Source organism: Neoroseomonas soli (assembly GCF_018129065.1).
In the GTDB taxonomy this organism is placed as follows: domain Bacteria; phylum Pseudomonadota; class Alphaproteobacteria; order Acetobacterales; family Acetobacteraceae; genus Neoroseomonas; species Neoroseomonas soli.
This window is the reverse complement of the sequence record NZ_JAAEDM010000009.1, coordinates 33,834-57,279: the sequence shown is the minus strand read 5'-3', so window position 1 is coordinate 57,279 and position 23,446 is coordinate 33,834. Positions and strand designations below refer to the sequence as shown.

The 23,446-nt window shown below is 71.0% G+C and carries 23 protein-coding genes; 15 read left to right on the top strand and 8 right to left on the bottom strand.

Annotated features, from left to right (window positions below; genetic code table 11):
* Positions 1-2: 2 nt before the first annotated feature.
* A complete protein-coding gene (locus tag GXW76_RS05655; RefSeq protein WP_211861013.1) occupies positions 3-1,616 on the bottom strand; it encodes a hypothetical protein in 1,614 nt (537 codons plus the stop codon).
* Between the two features lie 114 nt (positions 1,617-1,730).
* Between GXW76_RS05655 and GXW76_RS05650 the strand changes: the two genes are divergently transcribed.
* The 4 genes from GXW76_RS05650 to GXW76_RS05635 are packed head-to-tail and all read left to right on the top strand — an operon-like array spanning position 1,731 to position 4,193.
* Positions 1,731-2,462: a class I SAM-dependent methyltransferase gene (locus tag GXW76_RS05650; protein WP_211861012.1), complete on the top strand. Its 732-nt coding sequence runs from the start codon at positions 1,731-1,733 to the stop codon at positions 2,460-2,462.
* Between the two features lie 17 nt (positions 2,463-2,479).
* Entirely contained in the window at positions 2,480-3,445 is a 966-nt protein-coding gene (locus GXW76_RS05645; protein WP_246513947.1) for a glycosyltransferase family 2 protein, read from the top strand.
* Positions 3,442-3,792 (top strand): DMT family transporter, encoded by a 351-nt coding sequence (locus tag GXW76_RS05640; protein WP_211861010.1) that lies wholly within the window; start codon positions 3,442-3,444, stop codon positions 3,790-3,792. Before GXW76_RS05645 ends, GXW76_RS05640 begins: the two co-directional genes overlap by 4 nt.
* A complete protein-coding gene (locus GXW76_RS05635; RefSeq protein WP_211861009.1) occupies positions 3,789-4,193 on the top strand; it encodes a DUF3574 domain-containing protein in 405 nt (134 codons plus the stop codon). The genes GXW76_RS05640 and GXW76_RS05635 overlap by 4 nt, the downstream gene beginning before the upstream one ends.
* 7 nt (positions 4,194-4,200) lie before the next feature.
* On the opposite strand, the gene GXW76_RS05630 is transcribed toward GXW76_RS05635, so the two are convergent.
* Together GXW76_RS05630 and GXW76_RS05625 are read right to left on the bottom strand one after the other, a co-directional pair.
* Positions 4,201-6,981: a phosphoenolpyruvate carboxylase gene (locus GXW76_RS05630; RefSeq protein ID WP_211861008.1), complete on the bottom strand. Its 2,781-nt coding sequence runs from the start codon at positions 6,979-6,981 to the stop codon at positions 4,201-4,203.
* A 56-nt stretch (positions 6,982-7,037) separates the two neighbouring features.
* Positions 7,038-8,765 carry a carbamoyltransferase C-terminal domain-containing protein gene (locus GXW76_RS05625; RefSeq protein WP_211861007.1) on the bottom strand — a complete coding sequence of 576 codons (1,728 nt, stop codon included), beginning with the start codon at positions 8,763-8,765 and terminating at the stop codon, positions 7,038-7,040.
* Between the two features lie 152 nt (positions 8,766-8,917).
* Here GXW76_RS05625 and GXW76_RS05620 point away from each other — a divergent pair, with 152 nt between their 5' ends.
* A complete protein-coding gene (locus GXW76_RS05620; RefSeq protein WP_211861006.1) occupies positions 8,918-9,916 on the top strand; it encodes an NAD(P)H-dependent flavin oxidoreductase in 999 nt (332 codons plus the stop codon).
* 297 nt (positions 9,917-10,213) lie between these two features.
* Here GXW76_RS05620 and GXW76_RS05615 read toward each other — a convergent pair whose 3' ends face one another.
* The 4 genes from GXW76_RS05615 to GXW76_RS05600 are packed head-to-tail and all read right to left on the bottom strand — an operon-like array spanning position 10,214 to position 13,751.
* Positions 10,214-11,350 carry a DegT/DnrJ/EryC1/StrS family aminotransferase gene (locus tag GXW76_RS05615; protein ID WP_211861005.1) on the bottom strand — a complete coding sequence of 379 codons (1,137 nt, stop codon included), beginning with the start codon at positions 11,348-11,350 and terminating at the stop codon, positions 10,214-10,216.
* Between the two features lie 23 nt (positions 11,351-11,373).
* Positions 11,374-12,366 (bottom strand): NAD-dependent epimerase/dehydratase family protein, encoded by a 993-nt coding sequence (locus GXW76_RS05610; RefSeq protein ID WP_211861004.1) that lies wholly within the window; start codon positions 12,364-12,366, stop codon positions 11,374-11,376.
* 59 nt (positions 12,367-12,425) lie between these two features.
* On the bottom strand, positions 12,426-13,379 hold the full coding sequence (locus GXW76_RS05605) for a potassium channel family protein (protein ID WP_211861003.1): 954 nt from the start codon (positions 13,377-13,379) through the stop codon (positions 12,426-12,428).
* A 12-nt stretch (positions 13,380-13,391) separates the two neighbouring features.
* Positions 13,392-13,751, bottom strand: coding sequence for a RidA family protein (locus GXW76_RS05600; RefSeq protein WP_211861002.1), 360 nt, complete (start codon positions 13,749-13,751; stop codon positions 13,392-13,394).
* Between the two features lie 458 nt (positions 13,752-14,209).
* On the opposite strand from GXW76_RS05600, the gene GXW76_RS05595 reads away from it, so the two are divergent.
* From GXW76_RS05595 to GXW76_RS05575, 5 genes are all read left to right on the top strand, one after another.
* Positions 14,210-14,860 carry a hypothetical protein gene (locus GXW76_RS05595; RefSeq protein ID WP_211861001.1) on the top strand — a complete coding sequence of 217 codons (651 nt, stop codon included), beginning with the start codon at positions 14,210-14,212 and terminating at the stop codon, positions 14,858-14,860.
* A 110-nt stretch (positions 14,861-14,970) separates the two neighbouring features.
* Entirely contained in the window at positions 14,971-15,993 is a 1,023-nt protein-coding gene (locus GXW76_RS05590) for an ABC transporter substrate-binding protein (protein ID WP_211861000.1), read from the top strand.
* A gap of 5 nt (positions 15,994-15,998) precedes the next feature.
* Entirely contained in the window at positions 15,999-16,805 is an 807-nt protein-coding gene (locus tag GXW76_RS05585) for an ABC transporter ATP-binding protein (RefSeq protein WP_338150893.1), read from the top strand.
* Positions 16,795-17,628 carry an ABC transporter permease gene (locus tag GXW76_RS05580; RefSeq protein WP_211860999.1) on the top strand — a complete coding sequence of 278 codons (834 nt, stop codon included), beginning with the start codon at positions 16,795-16,797 and terminating at the stop codon, positions 17,626-17,628. The genes GXW76_RS05585 and GXW76_RS05580 overlap by 11 nt, the downstream gene beginning before the upstream one ends.
* Positions 17,628-18,344 carry a maleate cis-trans isomerase family protein gene (locus tag GXW76_RS05575; protein WP_211860998.1) on the top strand — a complete coding sequence of 239 codons (717 nt, stop codon included), beginning with the start codon at positions 17,628-17,630 and terminating at the stop codon, positions 18,342-18,344. Before GXW76_RS05580 ends, GXW76_RS05575 begins: the two co-directional genes overlap by 1 nt.
* Positions 18,345-18,464: 120 nt before the next feature.
* Here the strand turns inward: GXW76_RS05575 and GXW76_RS05570 are convergent, their stop codons facing one another.
* Positions 18,465-18,917, bottom strand: coding sequence for a lactonase family protein (locus GXW76_RS05570; protein WP_211860997.1), 453 nt, complete (start codon positions 18,915-18,917; stop codon positions 18,465-18,467).
* 57 nt (positions 18,918-18,974) lie between these two features.
* On the opposite strand from GXW76_RS05570, the gene GXW76_RS05565 reads away from it, so the two are divergent.
* Genes GXW76_RS05565 through GXW76_RS05545 form a run of 5 tightly spaced genes read left to right on the top strand, consistent with a single transcriptional unit; the run spans position 18,975 to position 23,417 of the window.
* Complete coding sequence (locus tag GXW76_RS05565) at positions 18,975-19,859, top strand: 2-dehydro-3-deoxygalactonokinase (RefSeq protein WP_211860996.1); 885 nt, start codon at positions 18,975-18,977, stop codon at positions 19,857-19,859.
* On the top strand, positions 19,856-20,476 hold the full coding sequence (locus GXW76_RS05560; protein WP_211860995.1) for a 2-dehydro-3-deoxy-6-phosphogalactonate aldolase: 621 nt from the start codon (positions 19,856-19,858) through the stop codon (positions 20,474-20,476). The genes GXW76_RS05565 and GXW76_RS05560 overlap by 4 nt, the downstream gene beginning before the upstream one ends.
* A gap of 58 nt (positions 20,477-20,534) precedes the next feature.
* Complete coding sequence (locus GXW76_RS05555) at positions 20,535-21,581, top strand: TRAP transporter substrate-binding protein (RefSeq protein WP_211860994.1); 1,047 nt, start codon at positions 20,535-20,537, stop codon at positions 21,579-21,581.
* Between the two features lie 19 nt (positions 21,582-21,600).
* A complete protein-coding gene (locus GXW76_RS05550; protein ID WP_211860993.1) occupies positions 21,601-22,095 on the top strand; it encodes a TRAP transporter small permease in 495 nt (164 codons plus the stop codon).
* Complete coding sequence (locus GXW76_RS05545; RefSeq protein WP_211860992.1) at positions 22,095-23,417, top strand: TRAP transporter large permease; 1,323 nt, start codon at positions 22,095-22,097, stop codon at positions 23,415-23,417. Before GXW76_RS05550 ends, GXW76_RS05545 begins: the two co-directional genes overlap by 1 nt.
* Positions 23,418-23,446: the final 29 nt, after the last annotated feature.

Genomic DNA, 23,446 nt, shown 5'->3' with positions numbered 1-23,446 from the left:
TGTCACCACGCCCGCACGAAGAGGCGGTAGCCGTCTATCTCGCCGGCCGAACGGTAGCCCTCGAGCGCCTCGGCGAAGAGGGGATGGCGCTCGAAGTAATCGAGAAGGTCGAAGCGCGTGCCGCAGGCCGGCATGTTGGCGTGCCGCGCCACCATCATGGCGGCCGGCGGTCGGGTGGCGAAATCCTCGGCGACGGCCTGGAAGAGCGTGTGCTCCACCCGCCCCATCTGCCCCGGCTCCCGATAGGGCGCGGGGCCGGCCGGGCAGTCGCGATAGGCGCCCTGGAGCGGCCAGATGCTCATGGTGTGCAGCGTCTGGCGCGCATGGGCGTAGGTCAGCGCGGGATAGACCGGGAAGATGTCGGGGCTGAGCACCAGCACGTCCTGGCCGAAGGCCTCGCGCCGCAGCCATTCGGTCAGCCGGCCGCCGGTCTCGCCATGGAAGGCGGCCTGCCGCCAGGGTGTCTCGCCGCCGCGCACCTCATAGACCAGGATGCCGAAGGCGGCGACGGCGGCGAGCATCGGCGCGGCGGCGCGCGCCCTTCCTTCCGGCAGGGCGTGGTCGGCCCAGCGGGCGCCAACCACGACAAGCGCGGCGCAACCCAGGATGGTCATCGGCAGCACGTGGTAGGTCCAGCCCTTGTGCTGCACCCAGGCGGAGAGGAAGGCACCGACCGCGGCGACCGCCAGCGCCTGGCCGAAAGCCCCGGCTTGGCGCCGCAGCGCCGCCGGCACCGCGACCAGCAGCAGGATCCACGCCGCGCCCATCACGTCCGTCAACAGCACCCGCCAGGGGCCGGGCCCGTGGATGTCGGCATAGACGGCCCAGGCCAGCGGCACGACCTCGGTCACATAGGCCGGGAAGAAGAGCGGGATGGCCGCGAGATAAGCCAGCCAGGCGATGAGCATCGCCCAGGGCACCGGGTCCCGCAGCGCCCGCGCCGGGCCGCGGCGCAGGAGCACCAGCCCCTCGACCAGCGCCGGCACCGCGAGGAAATGCGGCTTCAGCGCGAAGCCGACCGCCGCGGCCAGGGCGACCGCGAGGGCGAGGCCGCGCTCCACCTCCGGCCCCTCGATGCGGCGGGCCGCGAGCAGGCAATAGGGGATGGCCACCATGGCCATCAGGATCTCTCGCTGCCCGAAATCCGAACCCGCCACCAGCAGCAGCAGCGGCACGCAGGCCGAAAGCGTCGCCGCCTCGATCGCGCCTTCCGGGCGGCCGCGGCGCAGCGCCTCGGTCAGCAACCACAGCAGCGCGGCCACCCCGAGCAGGCAGAGCACCATGGCCTGGGCCGGGCTCAATGAGGTCCAACGGGCCATCGCCGCCGGCACCAGGTTCAGCACGAAGATGAGCGGCGGGTTGACGTCGATCAGGTCCACGTAGAGCCGCTCCCCCGCCAGCCAACGGAGGGAGAAGTCGAGCACCGCCGCGACATCGTGGTTCAGCGGCGGCAACAGGATCATGACCAGGAAGAACGCGGCGGGCGCGAATCCGGCAAGCCGCAGCAGCCGCTCGCGGCGATCGACCGTCTGGCGGACCGACGCGGGCGCCTGGGCTGTGGCCGCCCTATAGGTCGAGACAGGCCGGGACTCGGCGTTCTGGGGGGAGGGTATCATCGGTTCAGGCGCCGCCATCCTTAGGGCCCACGGCACAGGATGCAACCGGAATGCGGTGGCGCCGTGGCGCAGCCCTGCCATGTTCCGGCCTTGCTGGGATGCCAGGAACGCCGTGTGGAACCCGCTGAATACGACCTGATGGATGCGGCGGAGGAGCGCATGTGGTGGTACCGCGCCCTTCATGCCCGCGTCATGGACGCGCTTGCCCGCCGGCCCGGCCCGGCGGGGAGCGTGCTCGATGCCGGCTGCGGCACGGGCGGGCTGCTGCGGCGCCTCGCCGCGCTGGGCCGCCCGCTGGTCGGGCTCGACTTCAATCCGGCCGCGGCGCGCCGCGCGGCGGCGAAGTCGGGCGCCCGGACGGTCGCGGGCGACGCCAATCGCCTGCCCTTCGCCGAGGGCGCCTTCGCGGCGCTCACCTCCTGCGACGTGCTGTGCCACAGGGCAGTGGACCCCACCGCCGCGCTGGCCGAGTTCCGCCGCGTGCTGGTGCCCGGCGGGACGCTGCTGGTGAACCTGCCCGCCTATGAATGGATGCATTCCGCGCACGACGAACGTGTGCACAATGCGCGGCGCTTCACTGCCTCAAGTGCCCGCGCGATGCTCGAATCGGCCGGCTTCGGCACCGTCGAGGCACGCTACTGGAACGCCATGCTGCTTCCGCTGATGATCCTGGAGCGCAAGGTGCTGCGCTCCGACGCGGCGCATGACAGCAGCGACGTCCGCCCCTTCCCCCCCTGGCTCGACGCCACGCTGCACGGCGTGACGGCGGCGGAGCGGGCGCTGGCCCGTCTCGGCCTGCGCTATCCTGCCGGGGGATCGATCCTCCTGGTCGCGACGCGGCCCTGATGCTGGAGAAGCCTTCCATGACCACCGCCTCGACCGGCGACGCCCGTCCGGTCGGCCTGTCCATCGTCGTCCCGGTCTATCGCGGGGCGGCCACCGTCGGCACGCTCGTCGCCGAACTCTCGAAGCTGAAGCCCGAGGGCGGCATCGAGATCGTGCTGGTCAACGACGGCAGCCCCGACAATTCCGGCGATGTCTGCCGGGACCTCGCCCGCACCGCGACCGTGCCGCTGACCTATATCGAGCACGCGCGGAACTTCGGCGAGCACAACGCGGTCATGACCGGCCTGCGCCACGCCCGCGGCGCCTATGTCATCACCATGGACGACGACCTCCAGAACCCGCCGGAGGAGGTGCTGAAGCTCTACGACCATGCCAGGCTCGGCGGCTTCGACGTGGTCTACACCCGGTACGCGGTGAAGGAGCACGAGGGCTGGCGCAACATCGGCTCCCGCTTCGCCAACTGGGTCGCCGACCAGCTCATGGACAAGCCGAAGGGGCTGTATCTCTCATCCTTCCGCTGCATGTCGGCGCTGGCGGTGGCCGAGGTCGTCAAGTACCGCGGCCCCTACCCCTATGTGGACGGCCTGCTGATGCAGGTGACGCAGCGGCTCGACAGCATCGAGGTGAAGCACTTCGCCCGCCTCGAGGGACGGTCCAACTACACCATGCGCCGGCTGATCCGGCTGTGGCTGAACCTCGCGACCAATTTCTCGGTGCTGCCGCTGCGCATGGCGGTCTTCGCCGGGGTGGGGATGGGCTTCCTCGGCCTGATCGCGGCCGCCTACGTCATCCTCGAGGCGGTGTTCGGCGCGACGCCCTCCGGCTGGGCTTCGCTGATGACGGTCACGCTGCTGATCGCGGGCGTGCAGTTCCTCATCCTCGGCGTGCTGGGGGAGTATGTCGGGCGCGCCTTCATGTCGGCCAACGGCAAGCCGCAAGGCGTGGTGCGCCAGGTGATCGCGGCGAAGGATGCGCAGCCGTGACCGCCTACTGGATCGCGCTGGCGGCGGCGATCAGCACCTCGCTCATCGGCCAGGTGCTGCTGAAGTCGGGCGCCGCGGGCGCGGTGGCGGCGGAGGGCGGGTTCATCCACCAGCTCTTCCGCCTGCCGACCATGGTGGGGCTCGTCTGCTACGGCGGTGCCGCACTCTTATATATAGTGGCGCTGCGCAAGATCCCGATGAGCGTCGCCCTGCCCTGCACGGCCGCTTCCTATGTCGTCATCGCCATCATCGGCTGGGCGGTGTTCGGGGAATCCCTCGGCACGGCGAAGATCGCGGCCATTGCGCTGATCTCGGCCGGCGTCGCGCTGCTGGCGACCACCGCGTGAAGGCGGCGGCGATCGCGCCGCTGCTGCTGCTCGCCGCCTGCGCGGCGACGCCCGCGCCCTGCCCCGCCGGCACCGAACCCGCGACCGTCGCCGAGGCTTATTTCGGCCGCAACGCCACGGGGCGCGGGGAGGTCAGCGAGGCCGAATGGCGCGCCTTCCTGGCCGACACCGTCACCCCCGCCTTCCCCGACGGGCTGACCGCGACGGACGGCGCCGGCCAATGGCGTGGGCGCGAAGGGCGCATCATCCAGGAACGCAGCAAGGTGCTGGCGGTGGTGCTGCCCGGCCAGGACGCGGCCCAGGCGCGCTCGCGTCTGCGGCCGGTCGAGGAAGCCTGGAAGGCCCGCTTCCGCCAGCAATCCGTGTTGACGGTCTATCGCGCGGCCTGCGTCGGGTTCTGACGCCGCCTCAGCCGAAGGCGCCGACCTCGTGGCTGATCACCGCCGAGCATTCGCGCACCAGCGCGAAGAACTCCGCCATGGGCGTGAGGATCGCCTCGTGCTCCGCGGCGTAGGAGGCGCCCTCGCGCGGCGGCGCCGGCTCACCGAAATCGAGCCCTGTCGCCGGGTCTGGCGCGGCGGGGAAGATCTCCGCCAGCAGGTCGAGCACCGGCGGCACATCCAGTTGCAGCACCCGCGCGATCAGTGAATCGCGCGTCGCGCCGTGGCGCGGGCTGAACTCGGGCAGCGAGACCGCCAGCAGCCACAGCCGCTGCACCAGGCTCAGCCGCAGCGCATGGGCCAGCACGAGCCGGTCGGGCATCGCCGGCAGGTCCGGCCAGGCGGCGCGCAGCAGCAGGTGGTCCGCCTGCAGCCGGCGGAACATCCGCCGCGTCGCGGGCGAGAGATCGAGCCGTTCCAGCGCCTCGGCCACCGCCGTCAGCGCCTCCCGCCGTCCCGGCCGCTTCGTGAAGCCGGCGCGGTCGAGCCAGGGCGACGGATCGAGCATGTCCACCGCCGCGCGCAGCACGCCGAGGTCGCTGCACGCCTGCGCCCGCACGGCCATGGCGAGCGCGCGTGCGAAGCGCGGCGAACGCGCCGAGAGATCCGCGAAGGCATCCGGGTGCGCCGCCGCCGCCGCACCCAGCCCGTGCAGCGTGTTCGCGAGCCAGCCCATCTGGTGCAGGATCGCGTTGTTCGGAATGGCGCGCAGTTGCGACGGATGGCTGATCCGCAGCGGCCCGCCCAGCCCATCCGTCTGCCGCGCCGCGGGGCGCGAGCCGGTGCGGTCCAGCAGTCCCGGCCCGAAGGCGCCGAGCAGCGCAGCATAGCCCGGATCTTCCACCAGCGCGGCCATCTCCCGGCGGATGGTGGCGAAGAAGTCGGCACCGTAATCGGCGTCGGCATAGATCGGGTCGGAGGGTTCCACCCCCGGCGCCAGCGCATGCTCCGCAATGCGTGCGACCGTCGCCAGCGCCAGCCGCTCCGTGCCGAACAGCAGGTAGCCGTCGCCGCCCTGGAAGGCCGCCTCCTCCCGCAGCGTCAGCCCGGCGGCGGCGAGTGCCCCGCGCGCGGCCGGCGGCGAGAGATAGGCGAAGCGGTCGGCGAGGCTCGACGGGTGCCCGCCACGGCCGATGCTCTCGCCATGCGTGTCGAACAGCACCAGTTCGATGCCATGCAGTCCGTGCCGCCGCATCTGTTCGGCGAGGCGGATCTTCAGCCGCTCGGCCAGATACGACGCCGCCAACTGCCCGACATAGCGCCCGGAATCCGAATAGCCGAATTGCAGGCAGAGCCGCCCGTGCTGGCGCAGGTAGTCGCGGAAATGCGGGCTGCGCAGCGCTTCCTCCAGCACGCGCTCGCCGCGTTCCAGCGCATCGGCGGTCTCGAACAGCGGCGAGATCTCGATCCTGTCCGCGATCCCGAAGCGCCTCGCCAGCCACAGCGCGGCGAGCAGCGTGTAGCCGGTCTCGGTCTCCGCGATCAGGAAGCGCACCGGCTGGCTGCCGTCGATGTGCTTCAGCACCTGCGCCACCGTCATCGCCAGCCGCACGGCGGAAGCCTGCTCGGCGAGGATCGCGCCGGTATCGACCGGAACCGGCCTGACCGCCGCGAGCGCCGCATTGACCTGCGCGAGCAGACCGCGCCGCGCCGCCCGGTCATCCGGCGCCGCCGCGATGCCGAGGCGTTGGCGCAGCGCGTTGTGGATCTGCACCGAGTTGAGCCGGACATGCGTATGCGCCAGCGCCAGCCCATGCGCGGCAAGCCCCGCCCGCTGCACCGCCAGCGCCTGGCGCGCCGCGCCATCCGGCGCCGCCTCCATCGCCGCGGGGAACAGTGCGAGCAGCGGGTCGGGCGAGGTCAGCGCCGCCTCCCGCCCCTCGATCAGGCGCAGGGCGAAGGCGCGCGCGGTCTCGGCCGTCACCGTCGCCGGCGCGGCCGCTTCCTGCGCCGCGACCTCCTCCGCCGCCCGCCGCGCGCGGGCGACGATCGGCGCGGCGCAGGCGCCGAGCGGTTCCAGCCGCTCCGCGAGCCGTGCCAATTGCAGCCACTTCATCCGCAGCCGCAGGCGCAGCGTGTCCTGCCAGCCGATGTCGGTGCGCCCGTCCGTGTCGTAGCCCACCCAGGAGGAGAGGATCACCGGCCGCGGATCGATCGCCAGCGCGCGATCCCCCCAGACCTCCCGCCCCGCCTCGAACAGCGCCGCGGAGAGCACGTCCAGCGCATCCCGCCCGCGCGCGATGGCGGCCGCCGCCTGGGTGAACTCGTCCTCCAGCGTCACCGGCGCGGGGCGGTGCGCCAGGCCCTCGGGCAGCGGCTTGCCGCAAGCGGCCTCGGCCAGCGCGGTGCCGGTCGCAAGCGGCAGGGAGAAGGTGGGATGCGCGGTGAAGACCGCGGCGAAGCGCGTGCGCTCCACCGCCTCGCGATAGGCCGCGAAGGGAACCGGGCTGTCCTCCGGGTCGGGCCGCACCAGCCGCGCGGCGATGCGCGCCAGCGCACCCGCGTCGTCGTCGATGCCCGCATACACGGCCAGCCGCGCCGCGCGCTCCGTCGCCGCGTCGCGCGCCATGCGGGCGATCAGCACCGCCAGCGCCTGCCGGGTGATGCGCCCTTCGTCGATCGCGCGGCTGATGTCGAGCGCGACCAACAGCACCGGATCGCCGAAGGGGTCGGCGGCCGCCGCCTCCCGCGCCGAGCGCAGGCGCTCCAGCAGGTCGGCAAGCAGGTCCGCGGGAGGCATGACGTCCATGCCCGCATGCTGCACCCGCGAAGTCCCGGAAGGCGAGTCGGAAAGCGCGGCCCGCTTCAGCCGCGGACGTAGATCCCGCGCTCCGTCACCGCCCCGTCCACACGGTCGTCGAGAAGCGCCCGGGCGCATTCCTCCGGCGTGTTGATGATCGGCTCCTCATGCGCATTGAAGGAGGTGTTGATCAGCACCGGCACGCCGGTCAGCGCCGCGAACTCGCCGATGATGTCGTAGTAGAGCGGGTTCGCCGCGCGCGAGATCACCTGCGGCCGCGCCGTCCCGTCCACATGGACCGAGGCGGCGATCTTCTCCCGCCATTCCGGCCGCACGTCGCAGGTCACGGTCATGAAGCGCGCGGCATAGGTCTTGGCCTTGCCGAGGTCGAAGATCGTCTCGGCATCCTCCTCTCGCACCACCGGGGCGAAGGGCATGAACTCGGATCGGTCGAGCCGGTCGTTGAGCGACTGGTTGATGCCCACGTCGAAGGGCGCGGCCAGGATCGAGCGCGCGCCGAGCGCCCGCGGGCCGTATTCCATGCCCTTGTTGAAGATGGCGATGGCCTCGCCCGCAAGCAGGCGCTTCGCCGTTGCCGCCGCCGGGGACAGGCCCTCGAGATCCGCCGCGCGCAATCCCTTGGTGCCGCCCAGCACGCGGTCGGCCTCCTCCCGCCAGTCGCGGCCGAGATAGAGGTGATCCAGACGATGGCGCTGCTTCAGCCAGGCCTGCAGCCCGTCGCGCTCCAGCAGGTATTGCAGCACGCCGCCATGCGGCAGGCCCTGGTCGCTCATCGCCGGGTAGATGAACGCCTCGGCGAGGCCGAGACGCTCGATGATCTTCTGGTTCAGCCGGACATTGCCGAAGACGCCGCCCGACAGGCCGACGCGGCGCGTTCCACCGGCACGCCCGACCAGCCGCTCCACCGCCGCGAGCGTCGCATCCTCCAGCACCTTCTGGACCGAGGCGGCGACCACCTCGCGCGGCTTCCCCCTCGCCCAGTCGAAGACGAAGCGCCGCATGGCGGGGTAGTCGGCGAAGTCCGACAGCACCTCGCCCGTATCGGTCACCGAGAAATGCGCCGCCAGCTCATCCGCGATCTCCGGGGCGCCGAAGGCGGCGAGGCCGGTCAGCTTCCCCTCATGCCGGTTGATGCGGAAGCCAAGCGCCTCGGTCGCGTAGCCATAGGCGAGGCCGAGGCTGTCGATCCGCATCGGGCGGGCGAGTTCCTCGTCCTCCCCGTACCAGGTGGTCAGCCGGCCTTCGCGGAAGGCGCGGATCGAGTACTGCGCGTTGTCGCCGCCGCCGTCGGACGTATAGAGCAGCGCGTCGTCCCAGTCGGTGTGGAACAGCGTCGGCAGGGCATGGGCCAGGTGGTGGTTGAAGAAGACCACCGGGATGCCGGCCGGCAGGCCCATGTCGGCCAGGAAGAGGGCCGCGTCGAACATCGCCGCGCTGTCGGTGCGGCGGTAGCGGACGCATTCCCGCTCCATCGACTTGTGCTTCTCCTTGCCCGCCACGGCGCGCGCCACGCGCTCGATCCGCCGGTCGAGCGGCAGGTGCGTGTAGTAGCGCATCGGGAAAGGCCCGCGGCCGAGCACAACCGCGCCGACATCGGCCTTGGACGCGCCGGCGACGCGGAAGCATTCCTCCATCGCCTCGACGGGCAGGCGGCCGCCATCGGCCTTGCGGCGGGTCATCCTTTCCTGCGCCACCGCGGCCACCAGCCGGTAGTCATCGGTCAGGCAGGCCGAGGCGTCGTGGTAACCCGAAAAAAGGCCGAGGATGAGCATGGGGTGATGGCGGCTCCGCAGCGTGGCCCCCGCGCGGCCGGGAGCCGCCCGTGCCTAGCCGCGCGGCGCCGCCGGGGCAAGGCCGAGGCGGCATCTCGACAAGGGCCGGCGTTTGCGGCGAGCCTTCCGCCCGAAGCCTCGGAGGAATTTCCATGTCGCTGCTCGAAAGCCTGAAGGGCCGGCTTCGCCTGCCGCTGATCGGGTCGCCGCTGTTCATCATCTCGGTGCCGGACCTGGTCGTGGCCCAATGCACATCCGGCATGATCGGGTCGATGCCATCGCTGAATGCCCGGCCGGCGGAGCAGCTCGACGAATGGCTGGCGGAGATCAGGGAACGCCTCGCGGCGCATGACGCCGCGCACCCGGACCGGCCGAGCGCACCATTCGCCATCAACCTGATCGTGCATCGTTCCAACGATCGGCTGGAGCACGACCTGGCGCTCTGCGTGAAGCACAAGGTGCCGCTGATCATCACGAGCCTCGGCGCCCGGCCGGAGGTGAACGAGGCCATCCATTCCTATGGCGGCCACGTGATCCATGACGTGATCAACCAGACCTTCGCGCACAAGGCGATCGAGAAAGGCGCGGACGGGTTGGTGCTGGTCGCCGCCGGCGCCGGCGGACATGCGGGCGCGCAATCGCCCTTCGCTATCATGCAGGAGACGCGCGCCTGGTTCGACGGGCCGATCGCGCTGTCCGGCGCCATCGCGCATGGGCGCTCGATCCTTGCCGCCGAGGCGATGGGCGCGGATTTCGCCTACATGGGCACTGCCTTCATCGCGACGCCGGAAGCCCGCGCCGTCGAGGACTACAAGCACATGCTGGTCGAGAGCGGGGCGGAGGACATCGTCTACACGAACCTCATCACCGGCGTGCACGGCAACTACCTGAAGCCGTCGCTGCGCGCCGCAGGCCTCGACCCGGAGGACCTCCGCGGGCAGGAGGCGTCGCAGATGAACTTCGGCACCGAGCGCAAGCGGAAGTGGAAGGACATCTGGGGCGCGGGACAATCGGTCAGCGGCGTGAAGCAGGTGACGCCGACGGCGGTGCTGGTCGACCGGCTGCACGCGGAATACCTCGAGGCGCGGCGGGCGCTCGGCGCGGGGTCGCCGCTGGTGGACCCGGGGTGGGGGCGGCGGACGGCGGCGTAGTCTGCTTTCGGTTCCGGCCTGGGGCAGGATATGGAGTCTTCAATCCCGGCATGACTTGCGGCGGCGGCACCGAGAGGGCTTTGCCCCCTCGAACTCCCCCACCAGGGGACGACGGTCCCCTGGACCCGCGGACACCCGAAGGCATGGTTTCCAAAGGCCTGTCGGTCTTTGGCCGGAGGGGTTCGGGGAGGGCGAAGCCCTCCCTGACCACAGGCCCCCGGGGTTCGGGGAGGACGAAGCCCTCCCTGACCACAGGCCCCCAGGGTTCGGGGAGGACGAGGCCCTCCCCGTTTCGATTCAAAGGCCGCGCAGCGCCGCGCAGATCCGTTCCAACTGCGCGTCCGTCAGTTCGGGATACATCGGCAGGCTGAGCACTTCCTCGGAAGCCTTCGCGGTCTCGGTGCAGCCCGCCGGCCCGAGCGGCGTGCGGTCCCTGTAGGCCGGCTGCAAATGGACCGGCGCGGGGTAGTGGATCCCGGTGCCGATCCCCTGCGCCTTCAGCTTCGCCTGCACGGCCGCACGGTCCTCGGTGCGCAGGACGTACTGGTGGAAGACGTGCTCCGCTTCCGGCCGGCGATACGGCGCGACGACCGGGCCATTGGCCAGTGCCTCGTCATAGGCGGCGGCGATGGTGCGGCGGCGGGCATTGCCGGCATCGAGCGCCGTCAGCTTCACCCGCAGGATCGCCGCCTGCACTTCATCGAGGCGCGAGTTCACGCCGACCGTGGCGCTGATGTAGCGCTCCTTCCAACCATACTGGCGGATGGCGGCGATCCGCTGCGCGAGATCCGCGTCGGCGGTGGCCAGCACCCCGCCATCGCCGAGCGCGCCGAGATTCTTGGTCGGGTAGAGGCTGAACGCCGCCGCGGTGCCGAGCGTGCCGAGCTTCCGCCCGCCCAGCGTCGCGCCGTGGCACTGGGCGCAGTCCTCGATCAGCGGGATGCCGGCCGCCTGCGTGGCCTCCAGCATGGGCCCGAGGTCGCAGGCCTGGCCGTAGATGTGGACCGGGATCACCGCCTTGATCGGCGGCAGCCCCGGCGGCGGGTCCTCAAGCACCGAGACCAGCTCGTCCGCATCCATGGTGTAGGTGTCGGGGTCGATGTCGAGCAGCAGCGGCGTCGCGCCGACCATCTCGACCGCCGCCACGGTGGCGACCGCGGTGTGGGAAACGGTGGCGACCGTCATGCCAGGCCCGATGCCGAGGCCGCGCAGTACCAGCGCGATCGCGTCCGTCCCGTTGGCGCAGCCGACCGCGTGCTGCCCGGCGCCGAGCCAAGCGGCGAATTCGGCTTCGAAGGCCGCGCCTTCCTTGCCGAGGATGTACCAGCCGCTGTCCAGCGCGCGGGCGACGGCGGCGTCGATCTCGGCCTTTTGGGCGCGGTAACCGGCGCCGGGGTCGGCCTGGGGGATCATGGTCACGGTGGGCGCATTCATGGGCGTGGGCCTTCGGGCGGGCGTCAGAGGTAGTCGGACAGGCGCGGACGATACCATGCGAGGGAGCGGCGCAACCCCTCGTCCAGATCGACCTTCGGCGCCCAGCCGGCGGCGGTGCGGAAGGCACGGTCGTCCGCGGCGTAGGATCCGATGTCGATCGGGGCGCGGTCGGCGGGGAATTCCTTGGTCAAGAATTCGCCCTTGCCGTCATTGGCGGCGATCAGCCGCTGGGCGAGGTCGAGCAGCGAGGTCGGCGGGCTGCCACCGAGATTGAAGACTTGTCCCGCAAGTCCTGATTCTGCTGCTTTTTCTGCAGCAACCAGGAAGGCATCGGTAACGTCGTCCACGAAGGTCAGGTCGCGCAACTGGGCGCCGCCCCAGACTTCGAAGGCCTCGCCTTCCAGCACGCGGCGGATCCAGATGCCGAGGAAGGTCTGCCGCGCATCCCGGATGCGCAGCCGCGGCCCGTAGCAGTTGGTCAGGCGCAGGGAGACGACGGGCCGGTGATGCACGCGCTGCTCCAGCAGCCAGTACTGCTCGCCCGCCCATTTCGAGACGCCATTGGCATCGGGCGGGTTCACGGGGTGCAATTCGTCCACCGGCAGGCTGCGCGGGCGGCCGTAGAACTGGCGTGTGGAGGCGTGGACCACGGTGGCCTTGGGCGCCGCCTCCCGCATCACGCCGATCAGCCGCACCTGGGCGACCGCGTTGATGGCGATGTCCGCCACCGGATCCTTCTGCCCGCCCATGTGGCTGGTCTGCGCGGCCATGTTGAACAGCACGTCCACGCCCTCGCAGAGCGAGTGCAGTTCGGTGTCGCGGATGTCCCCGCGCACCAGCAGGACGCCCGCCCCTTCGAGGTTGCGCGCGGAGGCGCCGCCATCCGGCATCATGGCGTCGAGCGCGGTCACGCGCGCGCCAAGATGCGCCAGGGCATGGCACAGGTTGGAGCCGAGGAATCCCGCGCCCCCCGTCACCAGCACACGCCGGCCGCGCCAGAATTCAGGGGTCACCATGTGACACTCATCCTCTCGACCGGGTGTGATGCTGGTGCCGGATTGCGGCGGAAAGCGGCCTAGTCCCCGGCGGCACCGGGGCGGCGCGGCAGCGCCTCCCCGGCCAGCACGCGCCGCGTGCGCATGATCTCGGCGAAGCCGAAGAGCAGCAGCACCTGGCCCGCCACCACCTGAAAGGAGGCAAGCAGCCGGATGCCGTCGTCGTTCGGCGTCACGTCGCCGTAGCCCACGGTCGCCTGGGTGACCAGACTGAAATAGAGCGCATCCGGGAAGGGCATCGGCACCGGCCCCTGCGGCCCGTGGAAGAGCGCATGCATCGAAAGTCCCTGCGCGATCCGGTAGAGGCAGGCGAAGACGATCACCATCATCACGTACATCGCGAGGAAGGCGACCACCGGCACCAGCAGGCGGGCGACGCGGCCCGAAAGTTCCTCGGTGATCAGCGCCATGTCGGTCAGCAGCAGCACGACGCCCCGCACCGAGGCCGCGACGATGACCGAGATCACCGCCATCGCCCCGAGCAGCGCGGTGCCCTGGTCGAGGACCGGCAGGCGGTTGATCGGCAGCGCCAGCGAAAAGACGCCCACCGCCCAGACCGGGATCAGCCATCGCGCCATGCGCGGCAGGTGGCCGAGGTCGAAGGGGCGTTCGGCCTCCGCCACCAGGCGCAGCGTCCTGCGCCGCCACCAAATCGCCGCCAGGAAGGCGACCACGGGCATCAGGTAGGCCGGCGCGCGCGACCAGTCCGGCGCGTTCGGGAAGGCCGCACGCCCCATCACCGTGAAGAGGCAGGTATAGACCCCAAGCCCCGCGCTGGTGCCGAAGGCGAAGTGCGGGCCGTGCGGGAACAGGAGATAGAGCGTGCCCAGGCCCAGCGCGGCGACGCCGATCACCAGGTAGGGAAAGTAGGTCTCCTGGTCCGCGACCCCGCCCGCCACCAGCAGGCCGAGGCCGAGGGTCATCATCATCGACCTCAGCCAGCCTTCCGGCAGTTGGGCGAGGGCGCGCCGCATCGCCGCTGGCTCTCAGCCCCGCGCGGGGGCCAGCGCCACGCCGGTGATCTCCACCTTCCAGGCGGGATCGACCAGCGGCGCCTGGATGGTCATGCGCGCCGGCTTGTGCGCGGGGTCGAGCCAGGCGTCCCAGGCGCGGTTCATCGCCGCCGCGTCGCCGATATCGGTGAGCACGACCGTCACGCTCACCAGGGAACGCTTGTCGGTGCCGGCCTCGGCCAGCAGGGCGTCGATCTGGCGCAGGATGTCGGCGGTCTGTCCTTCGGTGCCGAGCGTGGCGTCGTCGGCCACCTGCCCCGCCAGCCAGACCATGCCGCCGGCCACCACCGCGCCGGACAGGCGCTGTTCCTCCGCAAGGCGCCGGATCGTCATCGCATCGTTCCTTCGTTTGACGGGCTTCGCAAACAAGCGCGGATGGAGGTTCATCCCATGCGCTCGATTCCCGCCAACCTCATTCTCGCCCGCCGGTGGATCGCGGCGGTCGTCCCGGCCGGGCTGACGGGGCGCAGACCGACCGGATCGCCGCCAAGGGACCCGCTATGAAGGAGCGACCCGGCTTGCACGAGGTCTTTATGCTGCGAACCCGATACGATGCCGTTGCCGGCATCGACGACAACACAATTCATGATTCGGGACTCACTTGAATCCGTTACCGCCCCGACCTCACACAACACTTTAAGAAAACGCCGGATCAAGTGCAGATGATTCGTGTTTCCTCCCCGTAATTTTTAACTTTTTCAACCAACTTGTCCCCCTTTGCGCTTGCCTTGGGCGATCTGCATGCTGTTAATTCGCGCATAAGTTGAACTTTGGGGTAATAAATTCCTGTGATGAGCGAGATTCGGCGTCTGGAGCGTCGCCCCGCGCGGCTCGACAACATCGTCCGTGCCCGGCTCAAGAACTGGCCCCAGCGCCCGCCGGGCGCGGCCACCCTCGGGAGCGCGGGCGCCTGGCTGCGCGGCCGGCCCTGCGACGGCGAGCCTGTCGCCCAGCCCTACCTCAAGATCCCGGGCTCGGACCGGATGAGGACCATCCCCGACGGGCTCTGGCTGAATTTCGGCGGCTCGGCGGAGGACCCCTTCGCGGACATCCTCTGCATCGAGGCCTGCTCGACCTTCCAGAACCTGCTCGACAAGCGGTCGCGCTTCGCGCCGTCCACCGTCGCGCTGCTGGCGCATTGCCCGCTGCCCTGGCTGCTGGCGCCGCTCCAGGCGAACGACCCGACGCCGCGCTGGCTCATCATCCCCTTCCTGGCGAAGGAACCGACCGCGCCGCTGACCGTGCCGGTCCGCGACCTGCGCGTGCTCTATGGCCTGCAACGGGATCACTATGCCGGCTTCGCCCGCCACCAGGTGCCGCATCCGCACGAATACTTCTGCCCCATGGAAGCGCTGACCGCGCATGAGGGGCACGAGAATCCGGCCATGCGGTCGCTGCTCGCCCGTGCCTCGGCCGCCTCGGCCTTCATGGACCCGCCCTGACGGCTCCGGCCGGTTTCGGGCGATGTTCCGCCCGCTGCGTCTTGCGCCATTGCCGCGTGATGACGCAGAGAGGGGGCCATCGCCGTCACCGGCCTTCAGGGAGACCTTCCATGCTGCATGGCTTCACGCGGCGCGCAGCGCTACTGGCCGCCGGGGGAACGCTGGCCGCCCCCGGCCTTGCGAATGCGCAGGCGCCGCGCGTCCGCATGATGCTCGACTGGGCCTTCCAGTCGCCCAACGCCTTCGCCCTGGTGGCGCGCGAGAAGGGCTATTTCCGCGAGGCCGGCGTGGACATCACCGTGGACCGCGGCAACGGCTCCGGCGCCGTGCCGGTGGCCCTCGCCAGCGGCTCCTACGACATCGGCTATGCCGACCTCAGCCCCGCCATCCGCTTCATGGCCGAGAACCCGGACCGCGGCGTCGTCTGCATCGCGGTGCTGCAGGACCGCAGCCCGCTCTGCGCCATCGTGCGCGCCGACGGGCCGATCCGCGTGCCGAAGGACCTGGAAGGCAAGCGCCTCGCCGCGCCGGACTTCGACGCCGGGCGCCAGCTCTTCCCCGCCTTCGCCAAGGCGGCGGGGATCGACGCCTCCAAGGTGACTTTCCTCTCGGTCACCCCGGCGCTTCGCGAGCCGATGGTGCTGCGGCGCGAAGCGGACGGGCTGACCGGCTTCGTCACCACCTCGGCGCTGGCGCTCAAGGGCATCGGCCTCGGGCACGACCAGCAGCGGGTGATGATGTACTACGACCACGGGCTGAACCTGTACGGCGCCGGCCTGCTGACCACCCGCGCCTTCATCGAGCGCAACCCGAATGCCGTCCGCGCCGCGACCGCCGCGCTGATGAAGGCCTTCCGGGAGGGCATCGCCAACCAGCGCGAGGCGCTCGACATCCTCAAGCGCGCCGAGCCGCTCACCGACGTCGCGCTGGAAGCCGAGCGCCAGCAGATGAACCTCGAGCGCGTCGTCGTCTCGGACCATGTGCGCGCGAACGGCATCTCCTCGGTGGACATGGGCCGGATGCAGACCGGCATCCGCGCGATCGAGGAGGCCTACGGCATGCAGCCGCGCCTGCAGGCGGCGCAGTTCTACACCCCGGACTTCCTGCCCCCCGTGGCGGACCGGCGGATCTGAGCCCCGTGGCGACGCCGTTCGTCCGGATTGACGGCGTCGCCATGCGCTATGGCGGCGTCGAGGGCACCCTCGCGCTGCGCGGCACCAGCCTCGACGTGGCCGAGGGCGAGTTCATCGCCGTCGTCGGCCCCTCGGGCTGCGGCAAGTCCACGCTGATGCGCCTGGTCACCGGCCTCTGGCCATCGACCGAGGGCACGGTGATCGTGGACGGGCGCGAGGTCTCGGGCCCGCTGTCCATCGCCGGCATGGCCTTCCAGAACCCGACCCTGCTGCCCTGGCGGACCATCCTCGCCAACGTGATGCTGCCGCTGGAGGTGGTGCAGCCCCACCGCGGCCGGCTCCGCGGCGAGCGCGCGGCCTATGAGGCCAAGGCGCGGGACCTGCTGAAACTCGTGGGCCTGGCCGGCTTCGAGGGGAAGTATCCCTGGCAGCTCTCGGGCGGGATGCAGCAGCGCGCCTCCCTCTGCCGTGCCCTGGTGCACGACCCGCGGCTGCTGATGCTCGACGAGCCCTTCGGCGCGCTCGACGTCTTCACGCGCGAGGATCTCTGGGACGTGCTCCAGGAAGTCTGGCTGGCCAGGAAGCCGACGGTCATCCTCGTTACTCACGACCTCAAGGAAGCGGTGTACCTGGCCGACCGGGTGCTGATCATGTCGGCGCGGCCCGGGCGGATCATCGCCGAGCGCGCCGTCCCCTACCCTCGCCCGCGCCGGCTCGACCTGACCTATGAGGCGGAGTTCCAGGCCATCGTCCACGAACTCCGCGACCGCATCAGCGACGCCCGCCGCGCGGAGGCCTCGGATGCCCGCTGACCGGCCCCGTTCCGCCGAGGCTCTCGCCGAGGCCGCCCGCCGGCGCCGCCGGCTGGAGCACGCCCTGCCCTGGCTCGTGATCGCCGGCATGTTCCTCGTCTGGGAAGTCGCCTGCCGCGCCTTCGCCATCCAGCCCTTCATCCTGCCGGCACCGAGCCTGATCGCCGAGAGCATGGTCAAGTGGTGGCAGCCCTTGCTCTCCAACGCCTGGGCGACGCTGCTGACGACGGGGATCGGCTTCCTGATGGCCATCGTCTTCGGCCTGGCGCTGGGCGTCGCCATCGGGTCGTCGGTGCTGGTGTACCGCGGCCTCTATCCGCTGCTGATCGCCTTCAACTCGGTGCCCAAGGTGGCCGTCGTTCCGATCCTGGTGATCTGGTTCGGCGCCGGCTTCTGGCCGGCGGTGCTGACCGCCTTCCTGATCTCCTTCTTCCCCATCGTGGTGAACGTCGCGACCGGCATCGCCACGGTGGAACCCGAGTTGCGCGACGTGTTGCGGGCCTTGGGCGCGAGGCCCTCGGACATCATCGCCAAGGTCGGGCTGCCGCGGGCGATGCCCTATTTCTTCGCCTCGCTGAAGGTTGCGATCACCGTCGCCTTCGTGGGCTCCATCATCAGCGAGACGGTGGCGGCCAACGAGGGCATCGGGCACCTGATGCTCGTCGCCTCCTCCCGCTTCGACGTGCCGCTGGTCTTCGCCGGGCTGATCGTGACCGGCGTGATGGGCGTGCTGATGTACTGGGTGGCCGTGACCATCGAGGAACGCACGACCGGCTGGGCCACGCGCGGGCAGAACGACCCGCGCCTCGCGACGGGGGGTTGATGCCGGCCGCCATCCGCCTGGGGATGCTCACGCCGTCTTCCAACACGGTGCTGGAACCCGCGACCTATGGGCTGCTCGCCGGCATCCCGCATGTCACCGCGCATTTCCAGCGGCTGCGGGTGCTCTCCATCACGCTGGAGGGCGGCTCCACGGGGCAGTTCGACACCGCACCGATGATCGCGGCGGCGGAAATGCTGGCCGACGCCAAGGTGCACGCCATCTGCTGGAACGGGACCTCCGGTTCCTGGCTCGGTGCCGAGGCGGACCGCGCCATCTGCGCCGCCATCACCGGACGCACCGGCCTGCCCTGCACCACCGCCACGCTGGCGCTGTACGACGCGCTGCGGGCGCTGGGCGCGCGGCGCGTCGGTCTGGTCACGCCCTATCTCGGCAGCGTGCAGGCGGAGATCCTGGCGAACCTCCGCACCGAGGGCTTCGAGCCCGCGGCGGAGCGCCATCTGGAAGACCCCGGCAACTATTCCTTCGCGGAGCACGCGCCGGACCTGGTCACCCGACTGGTGCGGGCGGTCGCGGCGGAAGCCTGCGACGCCATCGCCATCCACTGCACCAATTTCCGCGGCCTCGATGCCGCGGCGGCGGTGACGGAGGTGCCAGTGCTGGATTCGGTTGCCGTCGCGCTTTGGGGGGCGTTGCGGGCCGCGGGGGCGGATCCGGCGCAGGTGCCGGCGCTCGGGGCATTGGCGCGGCTGGCATGAGCCGGGGGGAAGGGAACTTCCCCCCGAGCCCCCCGACCTTCCTTGTCTCCTGGGCACTGACCTCCGAGGTCGGTTCCCAAGAGACAATGTGGGGGAGGTTCGCTCCCCCGGCCTTCCTCGTCACTGCCGATCCGCTGTCCGGATCGCCGCCGGCCCGCCGTTGACGGCGATGCGCTGCCCGGTATCGCGCAGCCGCCCATTGTCGAAGCGGAAGACGGCGAGGTTCCGGTCCGCCATGTTCTGCGCCACCACCGTCTTCCCGTCGCGTGAGAAGGCGATGCCCTGCGCCCAGTCACCCACCGGCGCACGCGCCACTTCCCGCAGCGGCCCGTCAGGCGTGAACTGCACATGCACGGGGGATGAGGTCGCGTTGCCGATCGTCACCGTGGACAGCGGCGTCAGGCTGCCGTTCGCAAAGCGGAAGACGCTGACCGTCGCGGCATTGCGGTTCGCCACCAGCACCAGGTTGCCCGCCCGGTTGATCGAGACGCCGGAGGGCCCGGCCCCGGCCTCAACCGTCCTATCGTCATTACCCGACGCGACGATGTTCCCGCCGCGACTCCCCGCATGCAACCATTGGTTATGCCCACTCGATCCGGTAACATCACAAAACCTTGAGAAGGGCGAGTGATGATCGGCATCGATTGGGGCACTTCCAGCCTTCGAGCCTACCGGCTCGCCTCCGACGGGACGGTATTGGCGCGGCGGGAAGTGCGACGCGGCATCCTGACCATCGAGCCGGGCGGCTTCCCCGACGCGCTGCAGGAGGTCGCCGGCACCTGGATCGCGGAGGGGGAGCGCCGCGTGCTGCTCTGCGGCATGGTCGGCAGCCGGCAGGGCTGGGTCGAGGCCCCCTACCTCCCCTGCCCCGCCGGCATCGACGAGATCGCCGCCGCCACCATCCCCGTGCCCTTCCAGGGTGCGGAGGTCCGTCTGGTGCCGGGCCTGACCTGCCGCGACCGCCACGCCGTCCCCGAGGTGATGCGCGGCGAGGAGACGCAGATGATCGGTGCCGCCGCCGGGCTGGACGGGACCGAGGTGACGATCTGCCTCCCCGGCAGCCATTCCAAATGGGCACGGATGGAGCGCGGCCGCGTCACGGGCTTCACCACCCACCTGACGGGGGAGGCCTTCGCCGCGCTCGCCGGCCACACCATCCTCGCGCGCATGCTGAACCCGTCCGCGCCGCACCATGCCCGCGGCTTCGCCCGCGGAGTCGCCCGCGCGAAGCAGCCGGGCGGGCTGCTGCATCACCTCTTCGGCCTGCGTGCCCTCTCCCTCTTCGACGAGGTGTCGGAGGAGGAGGCAGCCTCCTTCCTCTCGGGCCTGCTGATCGGGCATGAAGTCGCCGCCGCGCTGGAGGAGGGAGTGGCGCCGCCGGTCATCCTGGTCGGTGCGCCGGCGCTCACCTCCCGCTATGCAGCGGCGCTCGACGGCTTCGGCATTCCGCACCGCGCGGCGGAGCCGGATGTCGCCGCCGCCGGGCTGCACATGATCGGAGAACGCCTGCCATGAGCCTCGCCCCCTGGCTCGATGCCTGCCCCATCGTCGCCATCCTGCGCGGCGTGAAGCCGGAGGAAGTCGAGGCGATCGGCGCCGCGCTGATCGGCGAAGGGCTGAACATCATCGAAGTGCCGCTCAACTCGCCGAAGCCGCTCGAGAGCATCCGCCGCCTGCACGCCGCCTTCGGCGACCGCGCGCTGATCGGCGCCGGCACCGTCACGACCGAGGACGAGGTCTCCGCCATCGTCCGCGCCGGGGCGCGGCTGATGGTCACGCCGCATTGCGACCCGCAACTGGTCCTCGCCGCGCGCGCCCGTGGGCTGATCGCCTGCCCCGGCTTCCTCACGCCCGCCGAGGCCTTCGCGCTGCTCGCCGTCGGAGCGGATGCGCTGAAGCTGTTCCCGGCCGAGGCGGTCTCGCCCGCGGTCGTGAAGTCGCTGCTCGCCGTGCTGCCGAAGGGCACGGCGATCCTCCCGGTGGGCGGCATGTCGGCGGAGACCATCCCGGCCTGGAAGTCGGCCGGCGCGGCAGGCTTCGGCGTCGGCTCCTCGCTCTATCGCCCGGGGGACGGGGCGGAAGCGGTAGCGGCCCGGGCGCGGGCCTTGCGTCAGGCGGCCGGAATGGCGTGACACTGTCGGCGGACCGGGGCACGAATCCCGGTACGGCTTCACACGGGGACACGTACCGATGCTCAACCGCCGCCTGCTGTTGACCGGCGCCGCGCTCGCCGCGCCCGCGCTGATCACACCCCGCCGCGCCGCGGCGCAGGAGGTGACGCTGCGCCTGCACCACTTCCTGCCCGCCGTCTCCAACGTGCACCGCCACTTCCTGGTGCCCTGGACGCGCAAGGTGCAGGAGGAATCGAACGGCCGCCTGCGCATCCAGGTCTTCCCCTCGATGCAGCTCGGCGGCGCGCCGCCGCAGCTCTACGACCAGGCGAAGGACGGCGTCGCGGACATCATCTGGACCCTGCCCGGCTACACGCCCGCCCGCTTCCCGCGCATCGAGGTGATCGAACTCCCCTTCGTCGCCCACAAGCGCGCCAGCGTGAATGCGCGCGTGACCTGGGAACTCTTCGACAAGCACATGCGCGGCGAGTTCAGCGAGACGCATGTCCTCGCCGCCTGGGCGCATGACGGCGGGCTGATCCATTCCCGCCGCGAGGTGAAGACCATGGAGGACCTGCGCGGCCTGAAGCTGCGCTTCCCCTCCCGCCAGGCGGGCGAGGCGCTGCGCGCGCTCGGCGCCGCGCCGGTCGGCCTGCCCGTGCCCCAGGTGCCCGAGGCGCTTTCCCAGGGCGTCATCGACGGCGCGGTGGTGCCGTGGGAAGTGGTGCCGTCCATCCGCATCCACGAGATGGTGCGCTACCACATCGGCATCCCCGGCAGCCCGACCTTCTATTCGGCCTCCATGCTGCTCGCGATGAACAAGGCGCGGTACGAGGGGCTGCCGGCCGACCTCAAGCGCGTGCTCGACGCCAATTCGGGCGCGGTGGCCGCCGAGATGGCCGCGAAGGTCTGGGACGAACAGGGCCCGGTGGTTGAGGAAATGGTCCGCCGCCGCGGCAACTCGATCACCGAGATCACCGAGGCGGAGAAGGCCCGCTGGGTCACCGCGACCGCCCCCGTCATCCAGGCCTGGATCGCCGCCATGCGGGAGAGGAACATCGACGGCGGCGCACTGGTCGAGGAGACGCGCGCCCTCGTCGCGCGCCTCGGCGAGGGCGTGTCCTGACGAGGTTCCGCGTGGCGGCATGACGCATCCCGGACCGCCGCGCGGGCCGATTGCGCGCCTCGCCGCCGGCTTCGCCCTGGCGGGTGGGGCGGTGCTGCTCGGCGTGGCGATGCTGACGACCGTTTCGGTGCTGCTGCGCTGGCTGACCAGCCAGCCGGTGAAGGGCGACGTGGAACTGGTGCAGCTCGGCGGCGGGCTCGCGGTGCTGGGCTTCCTCGCCTATGGCACGCTGATGCGCGCGAACATCTTCGTCGACAGTTTCACCGGCTGGCTGCCGCGGCGGGTGAACGACGCGGTGGACGGGTTCTGGAACCTCGTCTGGGGCACGGCGGCGCTGGTGCTGGCCGAGCGCATGGTGGTCGGCGCGATCGAGGCGCGCGGCAGCGGCACCACCACCTTCGGGCTGCTCGGAGTGCCGATCTGGTGGGCGATCGGGCTCGGCGCGTTGGGCTTCGCCGCGACGGGGCTGGCTGCGCTCTACTGGACCGGGCGGCTGCTCCGGGGCCGCGACTGATGGCGGAGGAATTCGTTCTCGCCGGCGCGGGCTTCGCGGCACTGCTGCTGCTGCTCGTGCTGCGCTGCCCGATCGGGCTGGCGATGCTGCTGGTGGGCGCGGGGGGCTATGCCACCATCGTCGATGCGACGCGGCTGCTCGCCTATCTCAAGACCACGCCGTTCTACCTGTTCGCCAACTACACGCTGACGGTCATTCCGCTCTTCATCCTGATGGGCGCGCTGGCCGAGCGCGGCGGGCTGGCGCGGGACCTCTTCACGGCGGCGAATGCGCTGGTCGGGCACCGGCGGGGCGGCTTGGCCATGGCGGTGATCGGTGCCTGCGCGGGGTTCGGGGCGGTGTGCGGGTCCTCGGTGGCGACCACGGCGACCTTCGGGCGCGCCGCATTGCCGGAACTGCGGCGCTTCGGCGCACTGCCGGGCTTCGCGACCGGCACCATCGCGGTGGGCGGGGTGCTCGGCATCCTGATCCCGCCCTCGGTGGTGCTCGTGGTCTATGCGATCAGCACGGAGCAGAACATCGCCAAGCTGTTCATGGCGGCGCTGATCCCGGGGCTGATGGCGACCGCCTTCTACATCGCGACCATCTGGGTGGTGGTGCGCCGCCGGCCCGAACTCTGCCCGGCCGGGCCGCGCGTGCCGGCGGCCGAGCGACGGGAGGCGCTGCTCAACGTCATTCCCGTGCTGCTGATCGCCGTGGTGGTCGTGGGGGGCATCTATGGCGGCATCTTCACGCCGACCGAGAGCGCCGGCGTGGGCTGCATCGCGACGCTGCTGGTGGGTCTGGCGCGCGGCACGCTGCGCACGCGGCAGATCCGCGAGAGCCTGCAGGCCACTGCCGAGACCACGGCGATGATCTTCGCCATCCTGCTCGGCGCCGAGGTCTTCAACGCCTTCCTCGCGCTGTCCCAGGCGCCGGACCTGCTGGCGGTCTGGGTCAGCGAGCAGGGCTTCCCGCCCTATGGCGTGCTCTGCGCCTTCCTGTTCGTCTACATCGTGCTCGGCGCGGTGATGGACGAGCTGGCGATGATGCTGCTGACCCTGCCGGTCTTCTTTCCCGTCATCACCGCGCTCGACTTCGGCCTGACGGCGGAGGAGACGGCGATCTGGTTCGGCATCCTGGTGCTGATCGTGGTCGGCATCGGGCTGACGGCGCCGCCCATCGGGCTGAACGTCTTCGTCGTCAGCGGGCTGGCGCGGGACGTGCCGATCGGGGCGACCTATCGCGGCGTGCTGCCCTATCTGGCGACGGATTTCATGCGCCTGGCGCTCTGCGTGGCGTTTCCGTGGCTGTCGCTGGCGGTGGTGCGGCTGCTGACCTGAACGGTTGCCTCGGGGGCGGCGCGCGGACC

Coding starts and splice junctions, on each gene's coding strand:
- GXW76_RS05550 (WP_211860993.1), top strand. CDS start 21,601: ATGACGCATCCCGGACCGCCGCGCGGGCCGATTGCGCGCCTCGCCGCC.
- GXW76_RS05560 (WP_211860995.1), top strand. CDS start 19,856: ATGAGCCTCGCCCCCTGGCTCGATGCCTGCCCCATCGTCGCCATCCTG.
- GXW76_RS05630 (WP_211861008.1), bottom strand. CDS start 6,981: ATGGACGTCATGCCTCCCGCGGACCTGCTTGCCGACCTGCTGGAGCGC.
- GXW76_RS05655 (WP_211861013.1), bottom strand. CDS start 1,616: ATGATACCCTCCCCCCAGAACGCCGAGTCCCGGCCTGTCTCGACCTAT.
- GXW76_RS05575 (WP_211860998.1), top strand. CDS start 17,628: ATGCCGGCCGCCATCCGCCTGGGGATGCTCACGCCGTCTTCCAACACG.
- GXW76_RS05620 (WP_211861006.1), top strand. CDS start 8,918: ATGTCGCTGCTCGAAAGCCTGAAGGGCCGGCTTCGCCTGCCGCTGATC.
- GXW76_RS05555 (WP_211860994.1), top strand. CDS start 20,535: ATGCTCAACCGCCGCCTGCTGTTGACCGGCGCCGCGCTCGCCGCGCCC.
- GXW76_RS05595 (WP_211861001.1), top strand. CDS start 14,210: ATGAGCGAGATTCGGCGTCTGGAGCGTCGCCCCGCGCGGCTCGACAAC.
- GXW76_RS05580 (WP_211860999.1), top strand. CDS start 16,795: ATGCCCGCTGACCGGCCCCGTTCCGCCGAGGCTCTCGCCGAGGCCGCC.
- GXW76_RS05600 (WP_211861002.1), bottom strand. CDS start 13,751: ATGACGATCCGGCGCCTTGCGGAGGAACAGCGCCTGTCCGGCGCGGTG.
- GXW76_RS05590 (WP_211861000.1), top strand. CDS start 14,971: ATGCTGCATGGCTTCACGCGGCGCGCAGCGCTACTGGCCGCCGGGGGA.
- GXW76_RS05605 (WP_211861003.1), bottom strand. CDS start 13,379: ATGCGGCGCGCCCTCGCCCAACTGCCGGAAGGCTGGCTGAGGTCGATG.
- GXW76_RS05545 (WP_211860992.1), top strand. CDS start 22,095: ATGGCGGAGGAATTCGTTCTCGCCGGCGCGGGCTTCGCGGCACTGCTG.
- GXW76_RS05610 (WP_211861004.1), bottom strand. CDS start 12,366: ATGGTGACCCCTGAATTCTGGCGCGGCCGGCGTGTGCTGGTGACGGGG.
- GXW76_RS05615 (WP_211861005.1), bottom strand. CDS start 11,350: ATGAATGCGCCCACCGTGACCATGATCCCCCAGGCCGACCCCGGCGCC.
- GXW76_RS05625 (WP_211861007.1), bottom strand. CDS start 8,765: ATGCTCATCCTCGGCCTTTTTTCGGGTTACCACGACGCCTCGGCCTGC.
- GXW76_RS05565 (WP_211860996.1), top strand. CDS start 18,975: ATGATCGGCATCGATTGGGGCACTTCCAGCCTTCGAGCCTACCGGCTC.
- GXW76_RS05645 (WP_246513947.1), top strand. CDS start 2,480: ATGACCACCGCCTCGACCGGCGACGCCCGTCCGGTCGGCCTGTCCATC.